This is a genomic window from Solidesulfovibrio magneticus RS-1, from assembly GCF_000010665.1.
In the GTDB taxonomy this organism is placed as follows: domain Bacteria; phylum Desulfobacterota; class Desulfovibrionia; order Desulfovibrionales; family Desulfovibrionaceae; genus Solidesulfovibrio; species Solidesulfovibrio magneticus.
Genome location: NC_012796.1, coordinates 2,603,253 through 2,619,805 on the forward strand (window position 1 = coordinate 2,603,253; position 16,553 = coordinate 2,619,805).

Consider the following 16,553-nt stretch of genomic DNA (forward strand, 5'->3'; position numbering starts at 1 on the left):
TAGTCCCCTGGACAACGCCATGGGGCCAGCCTGTGGCATCAAGCGGGTTCCTCGGCCAAGTCTTCACGAGGGGCGGCCGCTTCTCCGTCGAGCATGGTTAGAAACGCCTCGGCACAGATCGGGCAAAACTGCCGGCCAGCCTCCTCGCGGATGATGTCCAGCGCCTGGGATAACGGCATCCCCTTGCGGTAGGGCCGGTCGGTGGTCATGGCGTCAAAGGCGTCGGCAATGGCGATGATGCGCGCTCCCAGCGGAATATCCTCGCCGCTGATGGCCGTGGGATAGCCCCTGCCGTCCCAGCGTTCGTGATGGAGCAGGATCAGGGGCAGCACCGGGGCCAGGGAGGCGATGGGCCGCAGGATCTCGGCCCCGATGACGGCGTGCTCCTGGATGATGGCGTATTCCTCGGGAGTCAGCCGGCCGGGCTTGAGGAGCACGGCGTCGCGTACGCCGATCTTGCCGATGTCGTGGAGATTGGAGCCGATTTCCAGGTTACGCAACTCGCGTTCGCCAAGGCCCATGGCCCGGCCCAGGCGCATGGCCATGCGCGACACCCGGGCGGTGTGGCCCTTGGTGTATTCGTCCCGGGCTTCCAGGGCAGTAATGAGCGCTGACATGCTGGACAGGACGTGCTCGTGCTCTTTTTTCAGGTGGCGGTAGCTTTCGCCAAGGAGCTGCTCCACCACCAGATGCATCTTTTCCACGTCAAAGGGTTTGACGAAATAGCGTGACACGCCAAGCCGCTCGCCACGTTTGATGTCGCTGGCATGGCCCCGGGCGCTCATGATGACGACCAGGGTGTTGCGCAGCTCAGGCTGCTTGCGGATGTGTTCGCACAACTCGTAGCCGTCCATCTCGGGCATTTCGATGTCGGTGACCACCACGTCGGGCTGCTCGGCCAGGGCGAGTTCCAGGGCCTTGGCCCCGTTTTCGGCGGTCAGGACGCAGTGGCCGTTTTTCACGAAATTGTGGCGCAGCATTTCCCGGATGAGCTTGCTGTCGTCCACGACCAGAATTTTATTGTGGCGCTTACGTTCGGCGATGTCGAGGTGTTCCGAGACTTTTTTGGAAAGCATCTCGGCGGTGAACGACTTGAGCAGATAATCATCAGCCCCGTAGTTGAAGGCCGTGTCCATGTCCAGGGCATTGTCGCTGCTGGAAAGCATGATGACCGGGAGGTACGGTCCGGCGTTGTCTTCCTTGAGCTTGCGGCACAGCTCCAGGCCGGACATGCCGGGCAAGAGCACGCTGGTCAGCACCAGCTCGAAGGCGTGGCGGCGGCACAACGCCAAGGCGTCCTCGGCGTTTCGGGCCGAAACCACCCGAAAGCCGCTGCTGGCCAGGGCGGCGCGCACCACATGGAGCAGGGTGCGGCCGGCGTCGACAAACAGGATTTCGCGCGGCCCGGCAACGGGTTGGCGGGCCTGGGAGGCGGCCTTGAGTTCGGCCAGCACGCCGGCCAGGGTCAGGCGATTGACCGGCATCACCTCTGGGCCAAGGATCTGGCAGGCTTGGTGTTCCTGATGCTGCCCTTCCTCGAAGGGACGCAGGCACAGGATGGGCAGCTCCCGACCCGCTTTCCGGCCCGCCTCGCGGATGGTCCCGAGCAGGTCGCGGCAGTCGCAGCCGGCATAGGAATCCTGCACCAGCACGGCATTCGCCGGCGGGTCGAGAGCGGCCAGTTCCTGGGCGGCGTCCGGACTCAAAAAACGGTAATCGACTCCGGCCGTCAGGTAGATCTTGCTCAGGAAGGCCCGGTAGAACAGGATGTCGATGATATTGACGATCAGCATCGAAGCTCCGGGCGGTTCCAGATGGCGGCGCTTGCCGGTCCTCGCGTGGCCGGACAGGACCGGTTGTCGTAGTCGTCGGGGCTGGCCAGGGGCCATGCCTAACGGTCAAACCTGACACAATCGAGCGGTCAACCCCTGGGCGTTGCGTTCGATACGGGCATATCCCCCGCCGGCCAGAGCGCCGGGGTTGATGACCACAGTACGTCCGATGGCATCGACAGCGACGGACTCGTGGATGTGACCGGTAAGGCACACGGCCGGCTGGGTGCGTTCGATAAACTCCCGCACAGCCCGGCTGCCGACATGGACTCCGCCCCCGACCTGGTCCGTGGCCGTACCGTAGGGTGGCGTGTGGCAGACGAGGACGAGGTCGGGGCAATGGGCCACGGTCTGCCAGGCGGCTTCGAGCCAGGCGGCGATACGGTCCTCGCCGGCTTCGCTGGGGGTGCCGAACGGAGTCGGCGTGGACCAGCCGCAGCCGAAAAACCCTACGCCCTGGGCCGTGACCCGGCCGGTGGCGTGGAGGTTTATCCCCTCGCCCGAAAGATAAGCGTCCACCTCGGCCAGATCCATGTTGCCGATCTGAGCCATGAGCACCGGGTTGACCTCGCGCAGGGCCGCGATGACCCGTCGGGCGGCGGAGGCCCCGCCCTTGATGGTCAAATCGCCGCTAACGACCAGGCCGGCGGCGGCGGCCAGATTGGGAATTCGCCCGAGCATGGACACGTCGTCATGGATGTCGCCCATGCCGATCCAGAAAGCGTCTGCGCTCACCCTGTCCTCCCTGGTTACGCGCCCTTCCCCTGACGGGGTTCGCCTGTTACTATGAAACGGTTGTGAAAACATTGCAACCAGATCAGCCGACCGATACCGGCAAAGCCCTGGCCAAGAACGCCCTGCGCCGCGACATGTCGGCCCGGCGGGCCGCCCTGACGCCGGAAGCCGTTGCCGCCGCCGGCTTGCTGGCCGCCAAGCGCGTCCTGGCCCTGCCCGCCTATGTCCAGGCCCGGGAAATCCTGGCCTACATGGCCGTGCGCAACGAACTTGACGCCGGGCTGATCGCCAGCCAGGCCCTGGCCGACGGCAAACGGCTGCTCTTGCCGCGCTGCCGCGATGGCGCGCCGGGACTGGTCGACCTGGGCTGCGTGCGTTGCCTGTCCGAGGCCGCCCCTGGGAGCTACGGCATCCCGGAGCCGCCGCGCGAGGCCTGCCTGCCTCCGGAGGCCTTCTCGCCGGACCTGATCCTGGTCCCGGGCCTGGCTTTTGACCGGCGTGGCAACAGGCTTGGTTTCGGCGGCGGCTACTACGACCGTCTGCTCGCCCTGCCCATGGCCCAAAACGCGTTCACCGTAGGCCTGGGCTACGATTTCCAGCTTATCGCCCTGCTCCCGGCCGAACCCTGGGACAAACCTGTCAACGCCGTGGTCACCGACCGGCAAACCCTCCTGACAACACCATGAATTACATCCCCTTCGCCTTCCCGGATATCCCCAACGTGGCCTGCGCCTTTGGCACGGGGCCACGCACCATGGCCTTTACCGGCGCGGCCGATCCCGGGGACGTCATCGCCGTCCGGCAAAGCCTCAAGGCATCCTTGGGCTTCGCCGCCTGGCACAGCCTGCGGCAGGTGCATGGCGTGGACATGATTTTCGAACCGGAATTCGAAACCCTGGACCGTCCGAGCATCGAGGCCGGCGACGGCATGACCGAAACCCGGCCCGGCCACGCCCTGGCCATCAAGACCGCCGATTGCCAGCCGGTGCTCATCGCCCATGCCTCGGGGCGCTACGTCATGGCCTTGCACGTGGGCTGGCGGGGCAATGTCCAGGATTTTTGCGCCCGGGCGGTGCGCTCGTTTTGCGTGCGCTACGGCCTGTCGCCGGCCGAGTTGTCGGCCGTGCGGGGGCCGAGCCTGGGGCCAGGCGTCTCGGAATTCACGGCTTTTGCGGGCGAATTCGGCGAGGCCTTCCGGCCCTGGTACGACTACCGCACCCGCCGGGTCGATCTGTGGCGGCTCACCCGCGACCAGCTGGTCAAGGCTGGCCTGGACAGTGAGCGCATCTTTTCCCTGGACCTGTGCACCCTGTCCCTGCCGCTGTTCTTTTCCTACCGCCGCGACAAATCGACCGGCCGCCAAGCCAGCCTCATCTGGATCAAGGAAGATTGACAACCAGCCGACGCCGCGCTGGCCTCGCCTTCCCGTCAAGGGGTCCGGGGGGATCATCCCCCCGGCCGCCGGAGGCGATTCCCTTCCCTTCTCGACTACAATCGATAGCCGTCTTGGAGAAAAAGCTCCAGGCAGGCGTCGACCACGTCGGCGTCGTACCGGCTGCCGCGACCAGAACGCAGCTCGTCCAGGGCGACTTCCCGGGCCAGGGCAGCCCGGTAGGGGCGATGGGAGTTCATGGCTTCCACGACGTCGGCCACGGCCAAAAGCCGGGAACCGAGCAGGGTGTCCCGGCCGGAAAGGCCCTTGGGATAGCCCGAGCCGTCCAGACGTTCGTGGTGCTCCAGCACCATGCGGGCCACGGGCCAGGGGAAGGGAATGTCCTTGAGGATTTCGTGGCCCACGGCGCTGTGGTCGCGCACGATGCCCATCTCCATGGCGTTTAGGGCCTCGGGCTTGGCCAGGATCTCGGAGGGCACGTGGATCTTGCCGATGTCGTGGACCAGCCCGGCCACGCGAATCCCCTCGCGTTCGTCCTCGCCAAGCCCCAGCCGGGCGGCCAGGGCCACGGCCAAGGCGGCCACGCGCTGCTGATGGCCGGCGGTGAAGGGGTCGCGCTTTTCCGAGGTGACGGTGAGCGCGTTAACGGTCTCGGCCAGGGTCAGGCGCAGATTGTCCACGGAATCGCGCAATGCCCGCTCCACCTCGCGGCGATGGGTCATGTCGCGGAAAACCAGCACCGAGCCGATGGACTGGCCCCGGCCGTCGAGGATGGGCGACACAGTCTGCTCCACGGGCACGTCGCGGCCGTCGGTCCTGTGGAGGGTGGCGGCTTCCCGCCCGTTTGGGCCGTCGGCCTCGTCCATGGTGGCCTGGTAGACTTCGGCCAGGGGGCGGCCGGCCAGCTCGGCCGCCCCCACGCCCAGAAGCGTCTCGGCGGCCGGATTGGCAAAAACCACCCGCCCAGTTTCGTCTGTGGTGAGCAGGCCCTCGCCCAGACAGCGCAGGGTCACGGCGGTGAGACGCTCGGAGCGGGCCAGGCGCTTTTCCATACGCGACTTGTACAGGGCGATCTCTAGGGCGCTTTGCAGCTCCCGTTCCTCGAAGGGCTTGATGAGATAGCCGTAGGGACCGGCCGCGCCGGCCCGACGCAGGGTGGCCCGGTCGGAGTGAGCGGTCAAAAAGACCACGGGAACGCCGTAGCGGTCGCGGATGGCGGCGGCGGCGTCGATGCCGTCCATTTGCCCGGCCAGCATGATGTCCATGAGCACCAGATCCGGGGCCAGTTCGCCGGCCAGGCGCACGGCCTCCTCGCCGGTATCGGCCTGTCCGGCCACGACGTAGCCGAGGCGGCGCAGCCGATGGCAGACGTCGATGGCCACCACGGCCTCGTCCTCGATGACGAGCACCCGGGCCGGCACGGCGTTTTCGCTAGCCAGATCATGCATGGACAGGGTCCGATCCGCCCAGGATGTCGTCCAGGGCGGCGGTCAGGGTTGGAAAACGAAAGGCAAACCCCAGGCGCGTGAGCCGCTCCGGCACTGCCCGGACGCCGTTTAAAAAGAGTTCCTGGGCCATTTCCCCGAGCGTAAGCCGCAGCGCCATTGCCGGCGTGCGCAGCCAGGCCGGCCGGGAAAGCGCCCGGCCGATGGCCCGGGACAATTCGTTTTGGGTCACGGCTCCGGGCGCGGCCAGATTATACGGTCCTTGGGCTTCGGGGGATTCCAGCAAAAACCGGATGGCCCGCACCTCGTCGGTGAGATGAATCCAGGGAAACCACTGGTTGCCGGCCCCCAGCGGCCCGCCGACGAAAAACCGGTACGGCGCAAGCATGCGAGGCAAAGCCCCGCCGCTGCCGTCGAGCACCACGGCCGTTCGGGCCACGACCCGGCGCACCCCCAAAGCCTCGGCCCCGGCTGTGGAAGCTTCCCATTTCTCGGCCACTTCGGCCAGGAAACCCCGTCCAACCGGAGCGTCCTCGGCGGCGGGGGCGTCCCCCCGGTCGCCGTAGTAGCCCGTGGCCGAGCCTTGGACGAGCACGGCCGGCCGGGAAGCCACCGAGGTCAGGGCGTCCATGACGGCCCGGCCGGCGGCCAGGCGGCTGTCCAGGATGCGGCCCTTGCGCGCCGCCGTCCAATAGCCCGAGGCGATGTTCTCGCCGGCCAGATTGACCAGGGCGTCGGCCCCGTCAAGGCTCTCCCGCCAGCCCGTGCCGCTTCGGCCGTCAAAAGAGGCGAAGGAAACGCCGCCAACGGCCGCCCGGGGCGCGCCGCGCGAAACAATGACGACCTCGTGCCCGTCCCCGGTCAGGGAAAGGGTCAGGGTCCGACCGATAAACCCCGAACCGCCCAGGATGACCACGCGCATGATGCCCTCCTTGCTCCGCCAAACGGCTGGCTTCAATATACGGGATCCCGGGAGGATGGCAACTCGCGCACGGACTCAGTAGGTGAAATCGAGCTGGTAGGAAACGGGCCGGGCGGCGTCGAAGGACCAGAAAAAAAGGCCGTTTTTGAGCCACGGCGACACGTCTGGCCGGGTCAGGGACAGTTCCAGGGACAGGACGTAGGTCACGCCGCGCTCCAACCGGTCCCAGGGGCCGAGATCAATGAGGATTTCACCGAGATGCTTGCGAAAAAGCGAACCGAGGTCCTTGTCGGCGGCCGATCCCTGGCCCGGCAGGGAACCGACATATTCGCCGGTCTTGATGCGCCGCAGTTCCCCTTCCCAGGCAGCGGCGCTGACGCTCTGGTTCCAGACGTAATCCCGTTTGAGGGAGAGTCTGGCTCGACAACGCAGGTTCAGGCGCTCGCCGACGTCCAGGACCTGGACGATGCGATCTAGCCCGGTGGGTTCGATGCCGAAGCGCACCCGGATGCGGCCCTCGTAGTTGTTGAGCACGAGGTTGGTCAAAAGCAGTTCCTGGGCCGAAGCCGGCGCATAGGCGCCGCAACACAAGACCCCGGCCAGAGCCCAGACCAGGCAGGCGGCAAACCGCCGACGTGTCATCGTCCCAAGGCGCATAAACGACATGCCGCTCCAACGTGGGGCGAAAGACGCGACCCCACCGATCATGCCCTAAACCAAGGCGGCCGCTTTGACAACAACGCCCCCCTCGGCTACCACCCCGGCAGGTCCGCCGCAGCGGCCGCCAAACCTATGAAACCCCTTCGACTCATCGCCGTCGGCCAGGTCCGAACCCCGTACTTCCGCGAAGCCTGCGCCCATTACCTGACGGCCGTTCGACGCTACCTGCCGGCCGAGGAGATTCTCGCCCGGGACGGCAAATCGGCCGATCCGGCCCGGCGCAAGGCCGAGGAGGCCAAGGCCGTGCTGGCGGCCCTGGCCCCGCGCGACTTCGTGGTGGTCCTGGACGAGCACGGCCCGTCCCTGCCCTCGACCGAACTGGCCGCGCTGCTCAAAAAGCGCATCGAAGATCCGGGCCGCGCTCCCGCCTTTGTTATCGGCGGCCCCTTTGGCCTGGACAAAGCCGTCCTCGACCGGGCCGACCGCCTCCTGGCCCTGGGGCCGGGCACCCTGCCCCACGAATTGGCCCGGGTGGTGCTCTACGAACAGCTCTACCGCGCTGCCTCCATCAACGCCGGCGCGCCCTATCACCACTAACGCACAAGGATCACCGCCCATGGCCCTGCCGCTCATCAACGCCGCCTATCTGGAAAAGCTGCGCGAATATTTCGTCTCCGGCGACATCGTTTTCGACTTCGAAAACGCCTCCGAAGCCGACAAGGGCGAAATCCTCGATTTCCTGGAGACGCTCATGGACCTGGCCGAAGCCGCCGACGCCACGGCCACCCGGCTTATTTTCAAGGACGCCTATCTGGCCTCGGCCCAGGGCGAGAACAGCGAAATGTAACGCGTCTTGTCGCCAATCCGGTAGTCGCCGGCCGCGCTCAGGGCAAAGCCCGGCGGGATTTCGTCGCCTTGCGGCGGCGTGCCCGTCATGGTCAGCACGGCCATGGGCCGAGGCACGAGTTCCCGGCAGATGGCCAAAAACTGCGGCCAAGGCGCGAAGGCGCGGCTCAGGCACAGGATGAACGCGCCGGGATGGGCCGCCACAATGGGCGGTACCGTGGCCTCCACCCGACCCTCGGCGGCAAAAAGGCCGGCAAAACCCAGGCGCGCGGCGCATTCGCCAAGAAAGACCGCCCGTTTTTGCCGGGCTTCGAGCAGATGGTAGTCGCCCCGGTTCCAAAAGGCCCGCAGCGGCACGCCGGGCAGCCCGGCCCCGGCCCCGAAATCCAGGGACACGACAGACTCGCCGGCCGGCGGCAAAAACGCCGCGCCCGGGCCGGACAGGAAATCAGCCACATGCCAGGAATCGGCGATGAGCGTTTCCAGTATCTCGCGCCAGTCCGATGGTCCGACCAGATTGACCCGGCCGCGCCAGCGGGTCAAAAGCGTCAGATAGCCGGCCAGTTTTTCGGCTTGTTCAGGCATCAGCCCGCGCCCCAGGCTCGCCGCCGCCTGGGCCACGCCGGCGGTGTCCAGCCCCGATTGTCCTTGCTCCACGGGTTCCTCCACGTCAAAATTGACCGTTGCACATTTAGGCCCGTTGCTCTACCAATCGCGGCCGAAACGATGCGAAAAGCTCTTAAGGAGAGGCGAACGTGAGCGCAACCGAAAACCGCCTGGCCGTGCTGTTCCCCGGCCAGGGTTCCCAGGAAAAAGGCATGGGCCGCGAACTGGCCGAGGCTTCGGCCGAGGCGGCGCAGCTGTGGTTGATGGCGGAAAAGGCCTCGGGCCTCCCCCTGCGTGAAATCTACTGGGAGGGCGACGAAGCGGCCATGGCCGATACCCGCTCTCTCCAGCCCGCCATGACCGCCGTGACCCTGGGCCTGTGGTTTCATCTCAAGTCGAAACTGACCCCGCTGGTCGGGTTTGTCGGGCACAGCCTTGGCGAATACGCCGCCCTGGCCGCCTCGGGCATGGTCGAGATTCCGGCCGTGTTCGAACTGACCAGCCTTCGCGGCCGGCTCATGGCCGAAGCCGCAGGCGGCGACGGCCGGATGGCCGCCGTGCTCAAGCTCTCTCTTGACGACATCGAGGACGTGGTGCGCCAGGCGGGCGAGTCGACCGGCAAGATCCTTTTGGTCGCCAACTACAACTCCCCGGGGCAGTACGTCATTTCCGGCGAAGCCGCGGCTGTGGAGGCCGCCGCCGCCCTGGTCAAGGACAAGAAGGGCCGGGCTGTGCCCCTGGCCGTCAGCGGCGCGTTTCACAGCCCGCTCATGGCCGAGCCGGCCGCCGAACTGGAAAAGGCCCTGCGCCGGGCCGGGCTGCGCGCCCCGTCGGTCGCTCCGGTCTTCCACAACGTCACCGGCCGCCCCGAGCCCGACGCAGCCAAGGCGCTTGACCTCATGTGCCGCCAGATGACCTCGCAGGTGCGCTGGATCGACACTCTGGCCGCCCTGTGGCAGGCCGGCGCGCGCACCTTTGTGGAGCTTGGCCCCAAGGGCGTGCTGACCAAGCTCCTTTCCGCCAACCTCAAGGAATGCGGCGAACCTTATACGGGCGTTTCCGTGGCCAAACCTGCCGACGCCGCCGCTTTGGAGGCCTGATTCCATGCGCGCCACCGCCATTTTGCGCGATCTTCTGGCCAGCGCCCTGGAAAACCAGGGCATTGCCTGGCCGGTCAAGACCACCATTGAGCCGCCCCGGGACAAGGCCCACGGCGATCTGGCCACCAACGTGGCCATGATGGCCTCCAAGGCGGCCAAGAAGCCGCCCCGGGAACTGGCCGAGTCCCTGCGCCAGGCCCTGGCCGCCGATCCCCGGCTGGCCTCGGTGGAGGTCGCCGGCCCGGGCTTTCTCAATGTCGCCTTCACGCCGGCCTTCTGGCAGGAGACGGTTTGCGACGTGGCCAAGGCCGGCGACGGCTACGGCCTGCTCGACATCGGCCAGGGCGTGAAAATACAGGTGGAGTTTGTCTCGGCCAACCCCACCGGGCCGCTGCATATCGGCCACGGACGCGGCGCGGCCGTGGGCGACAGCCTGGCCCGGGTGCTTCGGGCCGCCGGCTTCACCGTGGAGACCGAATACTACATCAACGATGCCGGCCGCCAGATGCGCATCCTGGGCATGTCCATCCTCTATCGCTACAAGGAGCTCATCGGCGAGCCCGTGACCGAGCCCGAGGACTACTACCGGGGCGAGTACGTCATTCCCCTGGCCCAGGATATGATCGACGCCCACGGCCGCAAGCTGCTGGAGATGCCCGAGGCCGAAGCCACCGACATCTGCCGGCTGCACGGCGAACGCGAGATCCTGGCCGGCATCAAAAAGGACCTGGAAGACTTCCGGGTCCACCACGACGTCTGGTTCCCGGAATCGACCCTGCTCGCGGCCGGGGCCGTGGACGCCGCCTTCAATGAACTACGCGACAAAAAACTGGCCTACGACCAGGACGGGGCCTTCTGGTTCGCCTCCACCGCCTTTGGCGACGACAAGGACCGGGTGCTGGTCAAGTCCGGCGGCGAACTGACCTACTTCGCCTCGGACATCGCCTACCACGCCGACAAGTTCCGCCGGGGCTTCGACGTGGTGGTGGACATCTGGGGCGCCGACCACCACGGCTACGTGCCGCGCATGAAGGCCTGCGTTTCGGCTCTTGGGCGCGACCCCGAGGCCAGCCTCAAGGTCATTTTGGTGCAGCTTGTCAACCTGCTCAAGGGCGGTGAGCAGATCGCCATGTCCACCCGGGCCGGCAAGTTCGAAACCCTGGCCGATGTGGTCAAGGAAGTCGGGGCCGACTCCGCCCGCTTCATGTTCCTGTCACGCAAATCCGACAGCCACCTGGACTTTGACCTCGACGCGGTCAAGGAGAAGTCCATGGACAACCCGGTCTACTACGTCCAGTACGCCCACGCCCGGGTGCGCTCGCTTTTTGCCAAGGCCCAGGAGCGCGGTCAGGCCGTGGCCGAGACCTCGCCGGAACTCCTGGCCTTACTCACCACCGACGAGGACCTGGAGCTGCTTAAGCTGCTGGAGCAATATCCCGACACCGTGGCCGCCGCCGCCCGGACTTTTTCGCCCCATCTGGTAAGCTTTTACCTGCGCGATCTGGCCGGACGCCTGCACCGCTACTACACCGTCAACCCGGTCCTGACCGCCGGGAGCGACGACCTGGCCTCGGCCCGGCTGCGGCTCCTCGACGCCGTGGCCCAGACGATCAAAAACGGCCTGGACCTGCTTGGCGTCAGTGCGCCAGACAAGATGTAACCGACTTGACATTGCCTCGTGATCGGCCATTGTCGACAGACGAGGAACCTTGCCCATGAAGCTTTTAAGCCGCCTAAACGCCACCCGCGAAAACGGGGGGCCGCGAAAATTCACCTTTGAGATCAGCATGTCCGGCGTGGTTTCCGTCGGCATCGTGGTCGTGCTTGGCATGTGCTGGGTGTTTATTCTCGGCATTCTGGTCGGCCGGGGCTACAAGCCCGAGACGGCCGTGCCCCAGATCGCCCAGATGATGCCGACCACCGAAGCCAAGCTGCCCGACGGCGAAGCCAAGGCCCCGCCTTCGGTGCTCAAGCCCGAGGATCTCCAGTTCATGGAGGATGTCCACAACCAGCCAGGAGCCGACGCCGCCGACGCCGCGCCGACCAAGACTCCGGCCGATCCCAAGAAACAGGCCGCAGCCGCCAAGCCCCACGACCAGACCGAAGTGCGTCCCGTGGGCGGCGCTGCCGCCGCAGCTACGCCCCGTACGATCACGTCGCCGGCTGCTTCGGCCGCGCCCCGGGCGGTGGCCGTCGTTCCCCCGCCGGCCAAGCCGGCCGACACGCCCAAGGTCGATCCCAAATCGACCTTCGACAAAAAGGCCGGGATGCGCTATACCGCCACCTATCAGGTGGCCTCGTTCCCGGGCAAAGCCCAGGCCGAAACCCACGTCAAGGATCTGGCGAAAAAGGGCGTGACCGCTTCGGTGCGCGAGGCCAAGTCCGGCAATAACGTGGTATTTCGGGTCACTATCCAGGTGAAGGGGTCGGATGCGGAAATATCCGACTCCCTCAAGAAGAGCGGCGAAAAAGGCGCTATACTTCTCGGCAAAAAACCCTTATGAGGATTCCCCGCTTTCGCGGCAAATCAGAGTGTAAAGAGGACTGCCCATGCTTCCAGGCTCTTCCGTTCCCACCAAGGCGTTTTTCACCAAGGGCGTCGGCCGCCACAAGAACAAGCTGCAGTCGTTCGAGCTGGCGCTTCGCGAGGCTGGCATCGAAAAGCTGAACTTGGTTTACGTGTCGAGCATTTATCCGCCCCATTGCCAGCTTCTGACCCCCGAAGAGGGCGTGAAGCTCCTTAACCCCGGGCAGATCACCTTCTGCGTCATGGCCAGAAACGCCACCGACGAAAAGAACCGCCTGGTCGGCTCCGCCGTGGGCATGGCCTTCCCGGCCGACAAGTCGAACTACGGCTACATCTCCGAGCACACCGGCTTTGGCGCGGAAGAGCAGGAGATAGGCGATTTCGCCGAGGATTTGGCCTCCACCATGCTGGCCACCACCCTGGGCATCGACTTCGACCCCGAGACCGCCTACGACGAGCGCCGCGAGACCTATCTCATGAGCGGCAAGATCATCGACTCGGCTTCCATGCCCTGCGTCACCACTGGTGAAACGGGCATGTGGACCACGACCATCTCGGCGGTGGTTTTCATCCCCTAAGCCCTCATGGGACTTTTCGGGGCAACCCTCGCCTGCCTGCCGGCCGCGTCCATCCGGGGCTCCCGATGATGGACGCGGCTTTGCGTGCTGCGGTCATCCATGACCGCCTGCGCCCGCTTTATCCCGACCCCAAGCCGGCCCTGGATCACCAAAACGCCTACGAGCTGTTGGTGGCCACGGTGCTGGCCGCCCAGTGCACCGACGCCCGGGTCAACACCGTCACGCCGGAATTCTTTCGCCGCTGGCCCGACCCCGCCGCCCTGGCCAAGGCCAACATCGGCGAGGTCGAAGCCGTGGTCCATCCCACCGGTTTTTTCCGGCAAAAGACCAAAAACCTCGTGACCACGGGCAAGATTCTGGTCGAGCGCCACAACGGCCGGATACCGGCCACCATGGCCGAGCTGACCGCTTTGCCCGGCGTGGCCCGCAAGACCGCCAACATCGTCCTGTCCAACGCCCTGGGCATCAACGTCGGCATCGCCGTGGACACCCACGTGCGCCGCCTGTCCTTTCGCCTGGGCTTGACGACGTCGGAAAACCCGGTCATCATTGAAAAAGATTTAATGCCCCTGTTTGCCCCCGAGGTTTACGGCGAGATCAACCACCTCCTCGTCCTTTTTGGACGCGAGGTGTGCAAGGCTCGCCGGCCCCAGTGCGGCGACTGCGTGCTCAACGACGTCTGCCCCAAACACGGGGTGTGACGTCTTTACGCCATGCCCGCCGGGGCGCCGGCCCGCCGGTCCCGCAGCGGCGCGCTCCCGAGGTCAGCCATGCCGGCCACTGCCGCCTCCCCCCATGCCACCCGCGCCGACCGACTGGTCCTCGCCGCCGTCTTTCTCGTTTCCGGCGCGTCGGCGCTGCTGTTTGAAACGCTCTGGCTCCACCTGGCCGGGCTGACCTTTGGCGTCAGCGTCTATGCCAGCGCGCTCGTCCTTTCGAGTTTCATGGGCGGACTGGCCCTGGGCAATGGGCTGATTTCCCGCTTTGGCCGCGACATCACCGATCCGGTGCGGTTCTACGCCGCCATGGAAGTCCTGGTCGGCCTGTGGGGGTTGATGCTCGTCCTGGGCTTTCCCTGGCTGACGGTCTGGCTCGGGGCAGTGCTCCATCCTGCCTTGGACAAGCCGATGCTTCTTAATACCCTGCGCTTTTCCTTCTCGTTTTTGCTCTTCCTGCTGCCGGCCACGGCCATGGGCGCCACCCTGCCGCTTCTGGTCAAGGCCCTGGCCCGTCGGCCCGGCGAATTTGGCAAGGCCCTGGGCCGACTGTACGGCATCAACACCCTGGGGGCCTGCCTGGGGGCGCTGCTCGGTGAGATGGTCCTCATCGCCCCTCTGGGCCTTTCCGGCACGGGGCTGGTGGCCTGCGGCTTAAACCTCCTGGCCGCCGGGGGAGCCTTGGCCATCGCCCGGCGTTTCCGGGACGAGCCGGTCCGGGATGACGAGGCGGCCAAGACTGCTCCCGTGCGCCTAAGCCCTCGGGCCAAGCGGCTGCTGGCGGCCGGCTTTTGCTGCGGCGCGGCCTTTTTGGCCCTGGAAGTCGTCTGGATGCGCTTTTTGCAGCTCTTTGTGCGCTCCACGAGCCTGGCCTTTGCCGTCATGCTGGCCGTGATCCTGGCCGGCATCGGCCTTGGCGGCATGTTCGCCGGCTGGTGGCTACGGCGCGAAGCCGACGGTCGGCGCATCGCCGCGCCCCTGGCCCTGCTTACGGCCGCTGCCGCCCTGGCCTCGTTTCGGCTTTTTGAAGCCGCCTCGGGCGTCACCATCGAAGGCTACCAGTCCCTGGACTGGCGCTATGTGGCCGTGCTGTCGGTCACCCTCATGTTCCCGTCAGCCTTTCTCTCGGGCATCCTTTTCACGGCCCTGGGCGAGGCCTTCCACCGCGAGGTCGGCGACCGGGCGCGCTCGGCCGGCCTCATTGCCATGGCCAATACCCTCGGGGCCATGGCCGGCCCGCTTCTCGGCGGCTTTGTCCTCATCCCGGCCCTGGGCATGGAAAAGGCCCTGTTTGCCCTGTGCGCCCTGTATCTCGCGCCGGCCCTGCTGTGCGCCGGCGGCAGCGCGCCCTGGCCGTCCTTTCGTACCGGCCGCTTCCTGCAGATCGCAACCGCCGCCTTTACCCTGTTCCTGGCCGCCTTTCCCTTCGGCGTCATGCGCCAGTACCTGAACAAGGCCTGCGTCGATTTCCTCAAGGACGGCGAAATCCTGGTGCGCACCGTGGAAGGCGTCACCGGCACGCTTCAATACCTGCGCAAGGACTACCTCGGCCAGCCGCTCTACTACCGCCTCGTCACCGACGGTTACTCCATGTCTTCCACCGACCGGGGCGCGCGGCGCTACATGAAGCTGTTCGCCTACTTCCCCCAGGCCGTGCTGCCCAATCCCAAGTCCGCCCTGCTCATCTGCTTCGGCACCGGCTCCACGGCCTCGGCCCTGGTCGAGAACAAGGGCCTGGAACGCATCGACGTGGTGGACATCTCCCGTGACGTCCTGGCCGGCAGCCAGGTGGTCCATCCCCAACCCGGGACCAATCCCCTGGACGACCCGCGTGTGCGCGCCCATGTCGAGGACGGCCGCTTCTACCTGCTGGCCAGCCAGCGCAAGTACGACATCATCACGGCCGAGCCGCCGCCGCCCATGATGGCCGGCGTGGTCAACCTCTATTCCCGCGAATACTTCGCGCTCATGCGCGACCGCTTAAACGACGGCGGCATGGTCACCTATTGGCTGCCCGTGTTCGAAATCTCGCCCGGCGACGCCAAAGCCATCCTCAAGGCCTTCAGCGACGTGTTCGAAAACGCTTCGCTGTGGACCGGTGACAACTTCAACTGGATGATGGTGGGCGTCAAAAAGCCCAAGGGCCCCAAACCGGCGGCTGATTTCCCCACGCCCTGGAAGACCGCGCCCACAGCCGAAGGCCTGCGCCAGATCGCCGTGGAAGAGCCGGCCCAGCTCGGGGCGCTATTCATGCTCGACGGCCAGGACATGGCCGCCTACCTCGGCGACGCCAAGCCGCTCACCGACAACTACCCCAAGCGCCTCACCGGCTATCCCGAGTCGCCCCAGGCCCAGCAGCGCGACGTGGCCGCCCACAACGCGCTCATGGACGCCAACGCCTCCAAGGAACGCTTCGCGACCTCCAAGCAGGCCGCATTGCTCCTGCCCCAGTCCGTCAAGGCCGAGGCCGAAGCCTGGTTCGAAACCCAGCAAATCATCAACACCTACCTCAACAACATGATCCCGCCGCCGCCGCCCCTGCCGGCCGTCAACTACGTGCTGGCAGGCACGGACCTCACCGTGCTGCCGCTGTGGCTCATGAAGTCCGACCCCAAAAAGGTGGACATCGTGGAAAGGGCCCTGGCCGCCGGCATGCCGCCCTCGGCCGAGACCGAATTCCAACTCGGCGTCAAAGCCCTGTCCGACCGCAACTACCTGCTGGCCGAAGCCAAGCTCAAGCGCGCCCAGGACCTCGGCTACCCCAGCAACCTGGCCCCGGCCCGGGTCTACATCCTGTGCATGGCCGGGCTGCTCTCCCAGGCCGAAGACCTGGCCAGACAAGCCTTCAAGGGCGGCCAGGCCAGCGCCTCGGCCCGAGCCTACATGGAATGGCTGGCCCAGACGTTCGGGTTCACGAGTCCGTTTTAGGGGAAGGCTGGAAATATTCTTTTAAAGCACACTCAACAATCCGTCGCCATTGCGCAGGGACACCATTCCATTCTTCACCCCAAGGCTGAACAGCAACATAGGCTTTATATGGTTTTTCGGAATCAGAGACAGGGATACCAAGCACATTTTCGATATTCTCTTCCAACATAATCCTTTTTGATTCATCACCAAGAGCGTGCAAAATTGGACCATTCATCTGCTCCGCCTTAAGTGTGCTCAAGTCTCTATCATGTATTACAAATAT

The 16,553-nt window shown here is 65.9% G+C and carries 17 protein-coding genes; 10 read left to right on the top strand and 7 right to left on the bottom strand.

Annotation, left to right across the window (positions count from 1 at the left end; all coding sequences use genetic code 11):
• Positions 1-38 precede the first annotated feature (38 nt).
• Positions 39-1,793 (bottom strand): response regulator, encoded by a 1,755-nt coding sequence (locus DMR_RS11070; protein WP_043600529.1) that lies wholly within the window; start codon positions 1,791-1,793, stop codon positions 39-41.
• A gap of 105 nt (positions 1,794-1,898) precedes the next feature.
• Positions 1,899-2,567: a metallophosphoesterase gene (locus DMR_RS11075; protein ID WP_015860993.1), complete on the bottom strand. Its 669-nt coding sequence runs from the start codon at positions 2,565-2,567 to the stop codon at positions 1,899-1,901.
• A gap of 62 nt (positions 2,568-2,629) precedes the next feature.
• On the opposite strand from DMR_RS11075, the gene DMR_RS11080 reads away from it, so the two are divergent.
• Positions 2,630-3,253: a 5-formyltetrahydrofolate cyclo-ligase gene (locus tag DMR_RS11080; protein WP_015860994.1), complete on the top strand. Its 624-nt coding sequence runs from the start codon at positions 2,630-2,632 to the stop codon at positions 3,251-3,253.
• The gene (locus tag DMR_RS11085) at positions 3,250-3,960 is read left to right on the top strand and encodes a polyphenol oxidase family protein (protein WP_015860995.1); all 711 of its coding nucleotides are present in this window, start codon (positions 3,250-3,252) and stop codon (positions 3,958-3,960) included. The genes DMR_RS11080 and DMR_RS11085 overlap by 4 nt, the downstream gene beginning before the upstream one ends.
• Positions 3,961-4,055: 95 nt before the next feature.
• Here DMR_RS11085 and DMR_RS11090 read toward each other — a convergent pair whose 3' ends face one another.
• The 3 genes from DMR_RS11090 to DMR_RS11100 all read right to left on the bottom strand — a co-directional run bounded on the left by DMR_RS11090 (position 4,056) and on the right by DMR_RS11100 (position 6,993).
• Positions 4,056-5,408 carry an HD domain-containing phosphohydrolase gene (locus DMR_RS11090; RefSeq protein WP_015860996.1) on the bottom strand — a complete coding sequence of 451 codons (1,353 nt, stop codon included), beginning with the start codon at positions 5,406-5,408 and terminating at the stop codon, positions 4,056-4,058.
• On the bottom strand, positions 5,401-6,327 hold the full coding sequence (locus DMR_RS11095) for a TIGR01777 family oxidoreductase (RefSeq protein ID WP_015860997.1): 927 nt from the start codon (positions 6,325-6,327) through the stop codon (positions 5,401-5,403). Before DMR_RS11095 ends, DMR_RS11090 begins: the two co-directional genes overlap by 8 nt.
• 75 nt (positions 6,328-6,402) lie before the next feature.
• Entirely contained in the window at positions 6,403-6,993 is a 591-nt protein-coding gene (locus DMR_RS11100) for a DUF4390 domain-containing protein (protein ID WP_015860998.1), read from the bottom strand.
• A gap of 126 nt (positions 6,994-7,119) precedes the next feature.
• Here DMR_RS11100 and DMR_RS11105 point away from each other — a divergent pair, with 126 nt between their 5' ends.
• Both DMR_RS11105 and DMR_RS11110 read left to right on the top strand, forming a co-directional pair.
• A complete protein-coding gene (locus tag DMR_RS11105) occupies positions 7,120-7,584 on the top strand; it encodes a 23S rRNA (pseudouridine(1915)-N(3))-methyltransferase RlmH (RefSeq protein ID WP_015860999.1) in 465 nt (154 codons plus the stop codon).
• Positions 7,585-7,603: 19 nt separating this feature from the next.
• A complete protein-coding gene (locus DMR_RS11110) occupies positions 7,604-7,834 on the top strand; it encodes a hypothetical protein (protein ID WP_015861000.1) in 231 nt (76 codons plus the stop codon).
• On the opposite strand, the gene DMR_RS11115 is transcribed toward DMR_RS11110, so the two are convergent.
• A complete protein-coding gene (locus DMR_RS11115; protein ID WP_148208412.1) occupies positions 7,795-8,490 on the bottom strand; it encodes a 16S rRNA (guanine(527)-N(7))-methyltransferase RsmG in 696 nt (231 codons plus the stop codon). The two genes, DMR_RS11110 and DMR_RS11115, sit on opposite strands and share 40 nt — an antisense overlap.
• Positions 8,491-8,588: 98 nt before the next feature.
• Here DMR_RS11115 and DMR_RS11120 point away from each other — a divergent pair, with 98 nt between their 5' ends.
• The 6 genes from DMR_RS11120 to DMR_RS11145 all read left to right on the top strand — a co-directional run bounded on the left by DMR_RS11120 (position 8,589) and on the right by DMR_RS11145 (position 16,288).
• Positions 8,589-9,539: an ACP S-malonyltransferase gene (locus tag DMR_RS11120; RefSeq protein WP_015861002.1), complete on the top strand. Its 951-nt coding sequence runs from the start codon at positions 8,589-8,591 to the stop codon at positions 9,537-9,539.
• A gap of 4 nt (positions 9,540-9,543) precedes the next feature.
• On the top strand, positions 9,544-11,199 hold the full coding sequence (gene argS, locus DMR_RS11125) for an arginine--tRNA ligase (RefSeq protein ID WP_015861003.1): 1,656 nt from the start codon (positions 9,544-9,546) through the stop codon (positions 11,197-11,199).
• 55 nt (positions 11,200-11,254) lie between these two features.
• Positions 11,255-12,043 (top strand): SPOR domain-containing protein, encoded by a 789-nt coding sequence (locus DMR_RS11130; protein ID WP_015861004.1) that lies wholly within the window; start codon positions 11,255-11,257, stop codon positions 12,041-12,043.
• Positions 12,044-12,089: 46 nt separating this feature from the next.
• The gene (locus tag DMR_RS11135) at positions 12,090-12,644 is read left to right on the top strand and encodes a pyruvoyl-dependent arginine decarboxylase (RefSeq protein ID WP_015861005.1); all 555 of its coding nucleotides are present in this window, start codon (positions 12,090-12,092) and stop codon (positions 12,642-12,644) included.
• Positions 12,645-12,709: 65 nt separating this feature from the next.
• Positions 12,710-13,345: an endonuclease III gene (gene nth / locus DMR_RS11140; RefSeq protein ID WP_015861006.1), complete on the top strand. Its 636-nt coding sequence runs from the start codon at positions 12,710-12,712 to the stop codon at positions 13,343-13,345.
• Positions 13,346-13,414: 69 nt separating this feature from the next.
• Positions 13,415-16,288, top strand: a complete 2,874-nt coding sequence (locus tag DMR_RS11145; RefSeq protein ID WP_043600534.1) for a fused MFS/spermidine synthase — start codon at positions 13,415-13,417, stop codon at positions 16,286-16,288.
• On the opposite strand, the gene DMR_RS11150 is transcribed toward DMR_RS11145, so the two are convergent.
• Positions 16,272-16,529 carry a hypothetical protein gene (locus tag DMR_RS11150; protein WP_148208413.1) on the bottom strand — a complete coding sequence of 86 codons (258 nt, stop codon included), beginning with the start codon at positions 16,527-16,529 and terminating at the stop codon, positions 16,272-16,274. The two genes, DMR_RS11145 and DMR_RS11150, sit on opposite strands and share 17 nt — an antisense overlap.
• Between the last annotated feature and the right edge of the window lie 24 nt (positions 16,530-16,553).

Coding starts and splice junctions, on each gene's coding strand:
- DMR_RS11070 (WP_043600529.1), bottom strand. CDS start 1,793: ATGCTGATCGTCAATATCATCGACATCCTGTTCTACCGGGCCTTCCTG.
- DMR_RS11085 (WP_015860995.1), top strand. CDS start 3,250: ATGAATTACATCCCCTTCGCCTTCCCGGATATCCCCAACGTGGCCTGC.
- DMR_RS11090 (WP_015860996.1), bottom strand. CDS start 5,408: ATGCATGATCTGGCTAGCGAAAACGCCGTGCCGGCCCGGGTGCTCGTC.
- DMR_RS11095 (WP_015860997.1), bottom strand. CDS start 6,327: ATGCGCGTGGTCATCCTGGGCGGTTCGGGGTTTATCGGTCGGACCCTG.
- DMR_RS11100 (WP_015860998.1), bottom strand. CDS start 6,993: ATGTCGTTTATGCGCCTTGGGACGATGACACGTCGGCGGTTTGCCGCC.
- DMR_RS11105 (WP_015860999.1), top strand. CDS start 7,120: ATGAAACCCCTTCGACTCATCGCCGTCGGCCAGGTCCGAACCCCGTAC.
- DMR_RS11110 (WP_015861000.1), top strand. CDS start 7,604: ATGGCCCTGCCGCTCATCAACGCCGCCTATCTGGAAAAGCTGCGCGAA.
- argS (WP_015861003.1), top strand. CDS start 9,544: ATGCGCGCCACCGCCATTTTGCGCGATCTTCTGGCCAGCGCCCTGGAA.
- DMR_RS11130 (WP_015861004.1), top strand. CDS start 11,255: ATGAAGCTTTTAAGCCGCCTAAACGCCACCCGCGAAAACGGGGGGCCG.
- DMR_RS11135 (WP_015861005.1), top strand. CDS start 12,090: ATGCTTCCAGGCTCTTCCGTTCCCACCAAGGCGTTTTTCACCAAGGGC.
- nth (WP_015861006.1), top strand. CDS start 12,710: ATGATGGACGCGGCTTTGCGTGCTGCGGTCATCCATGACCGCCTGCGC.
- DMR_RS11145 (WP_043600534.1), top strand. CDS start 13,415: ATGCCGGCCACTGCCGCCTCCCCCCATGCCACCCGCGCCGACCGACTG.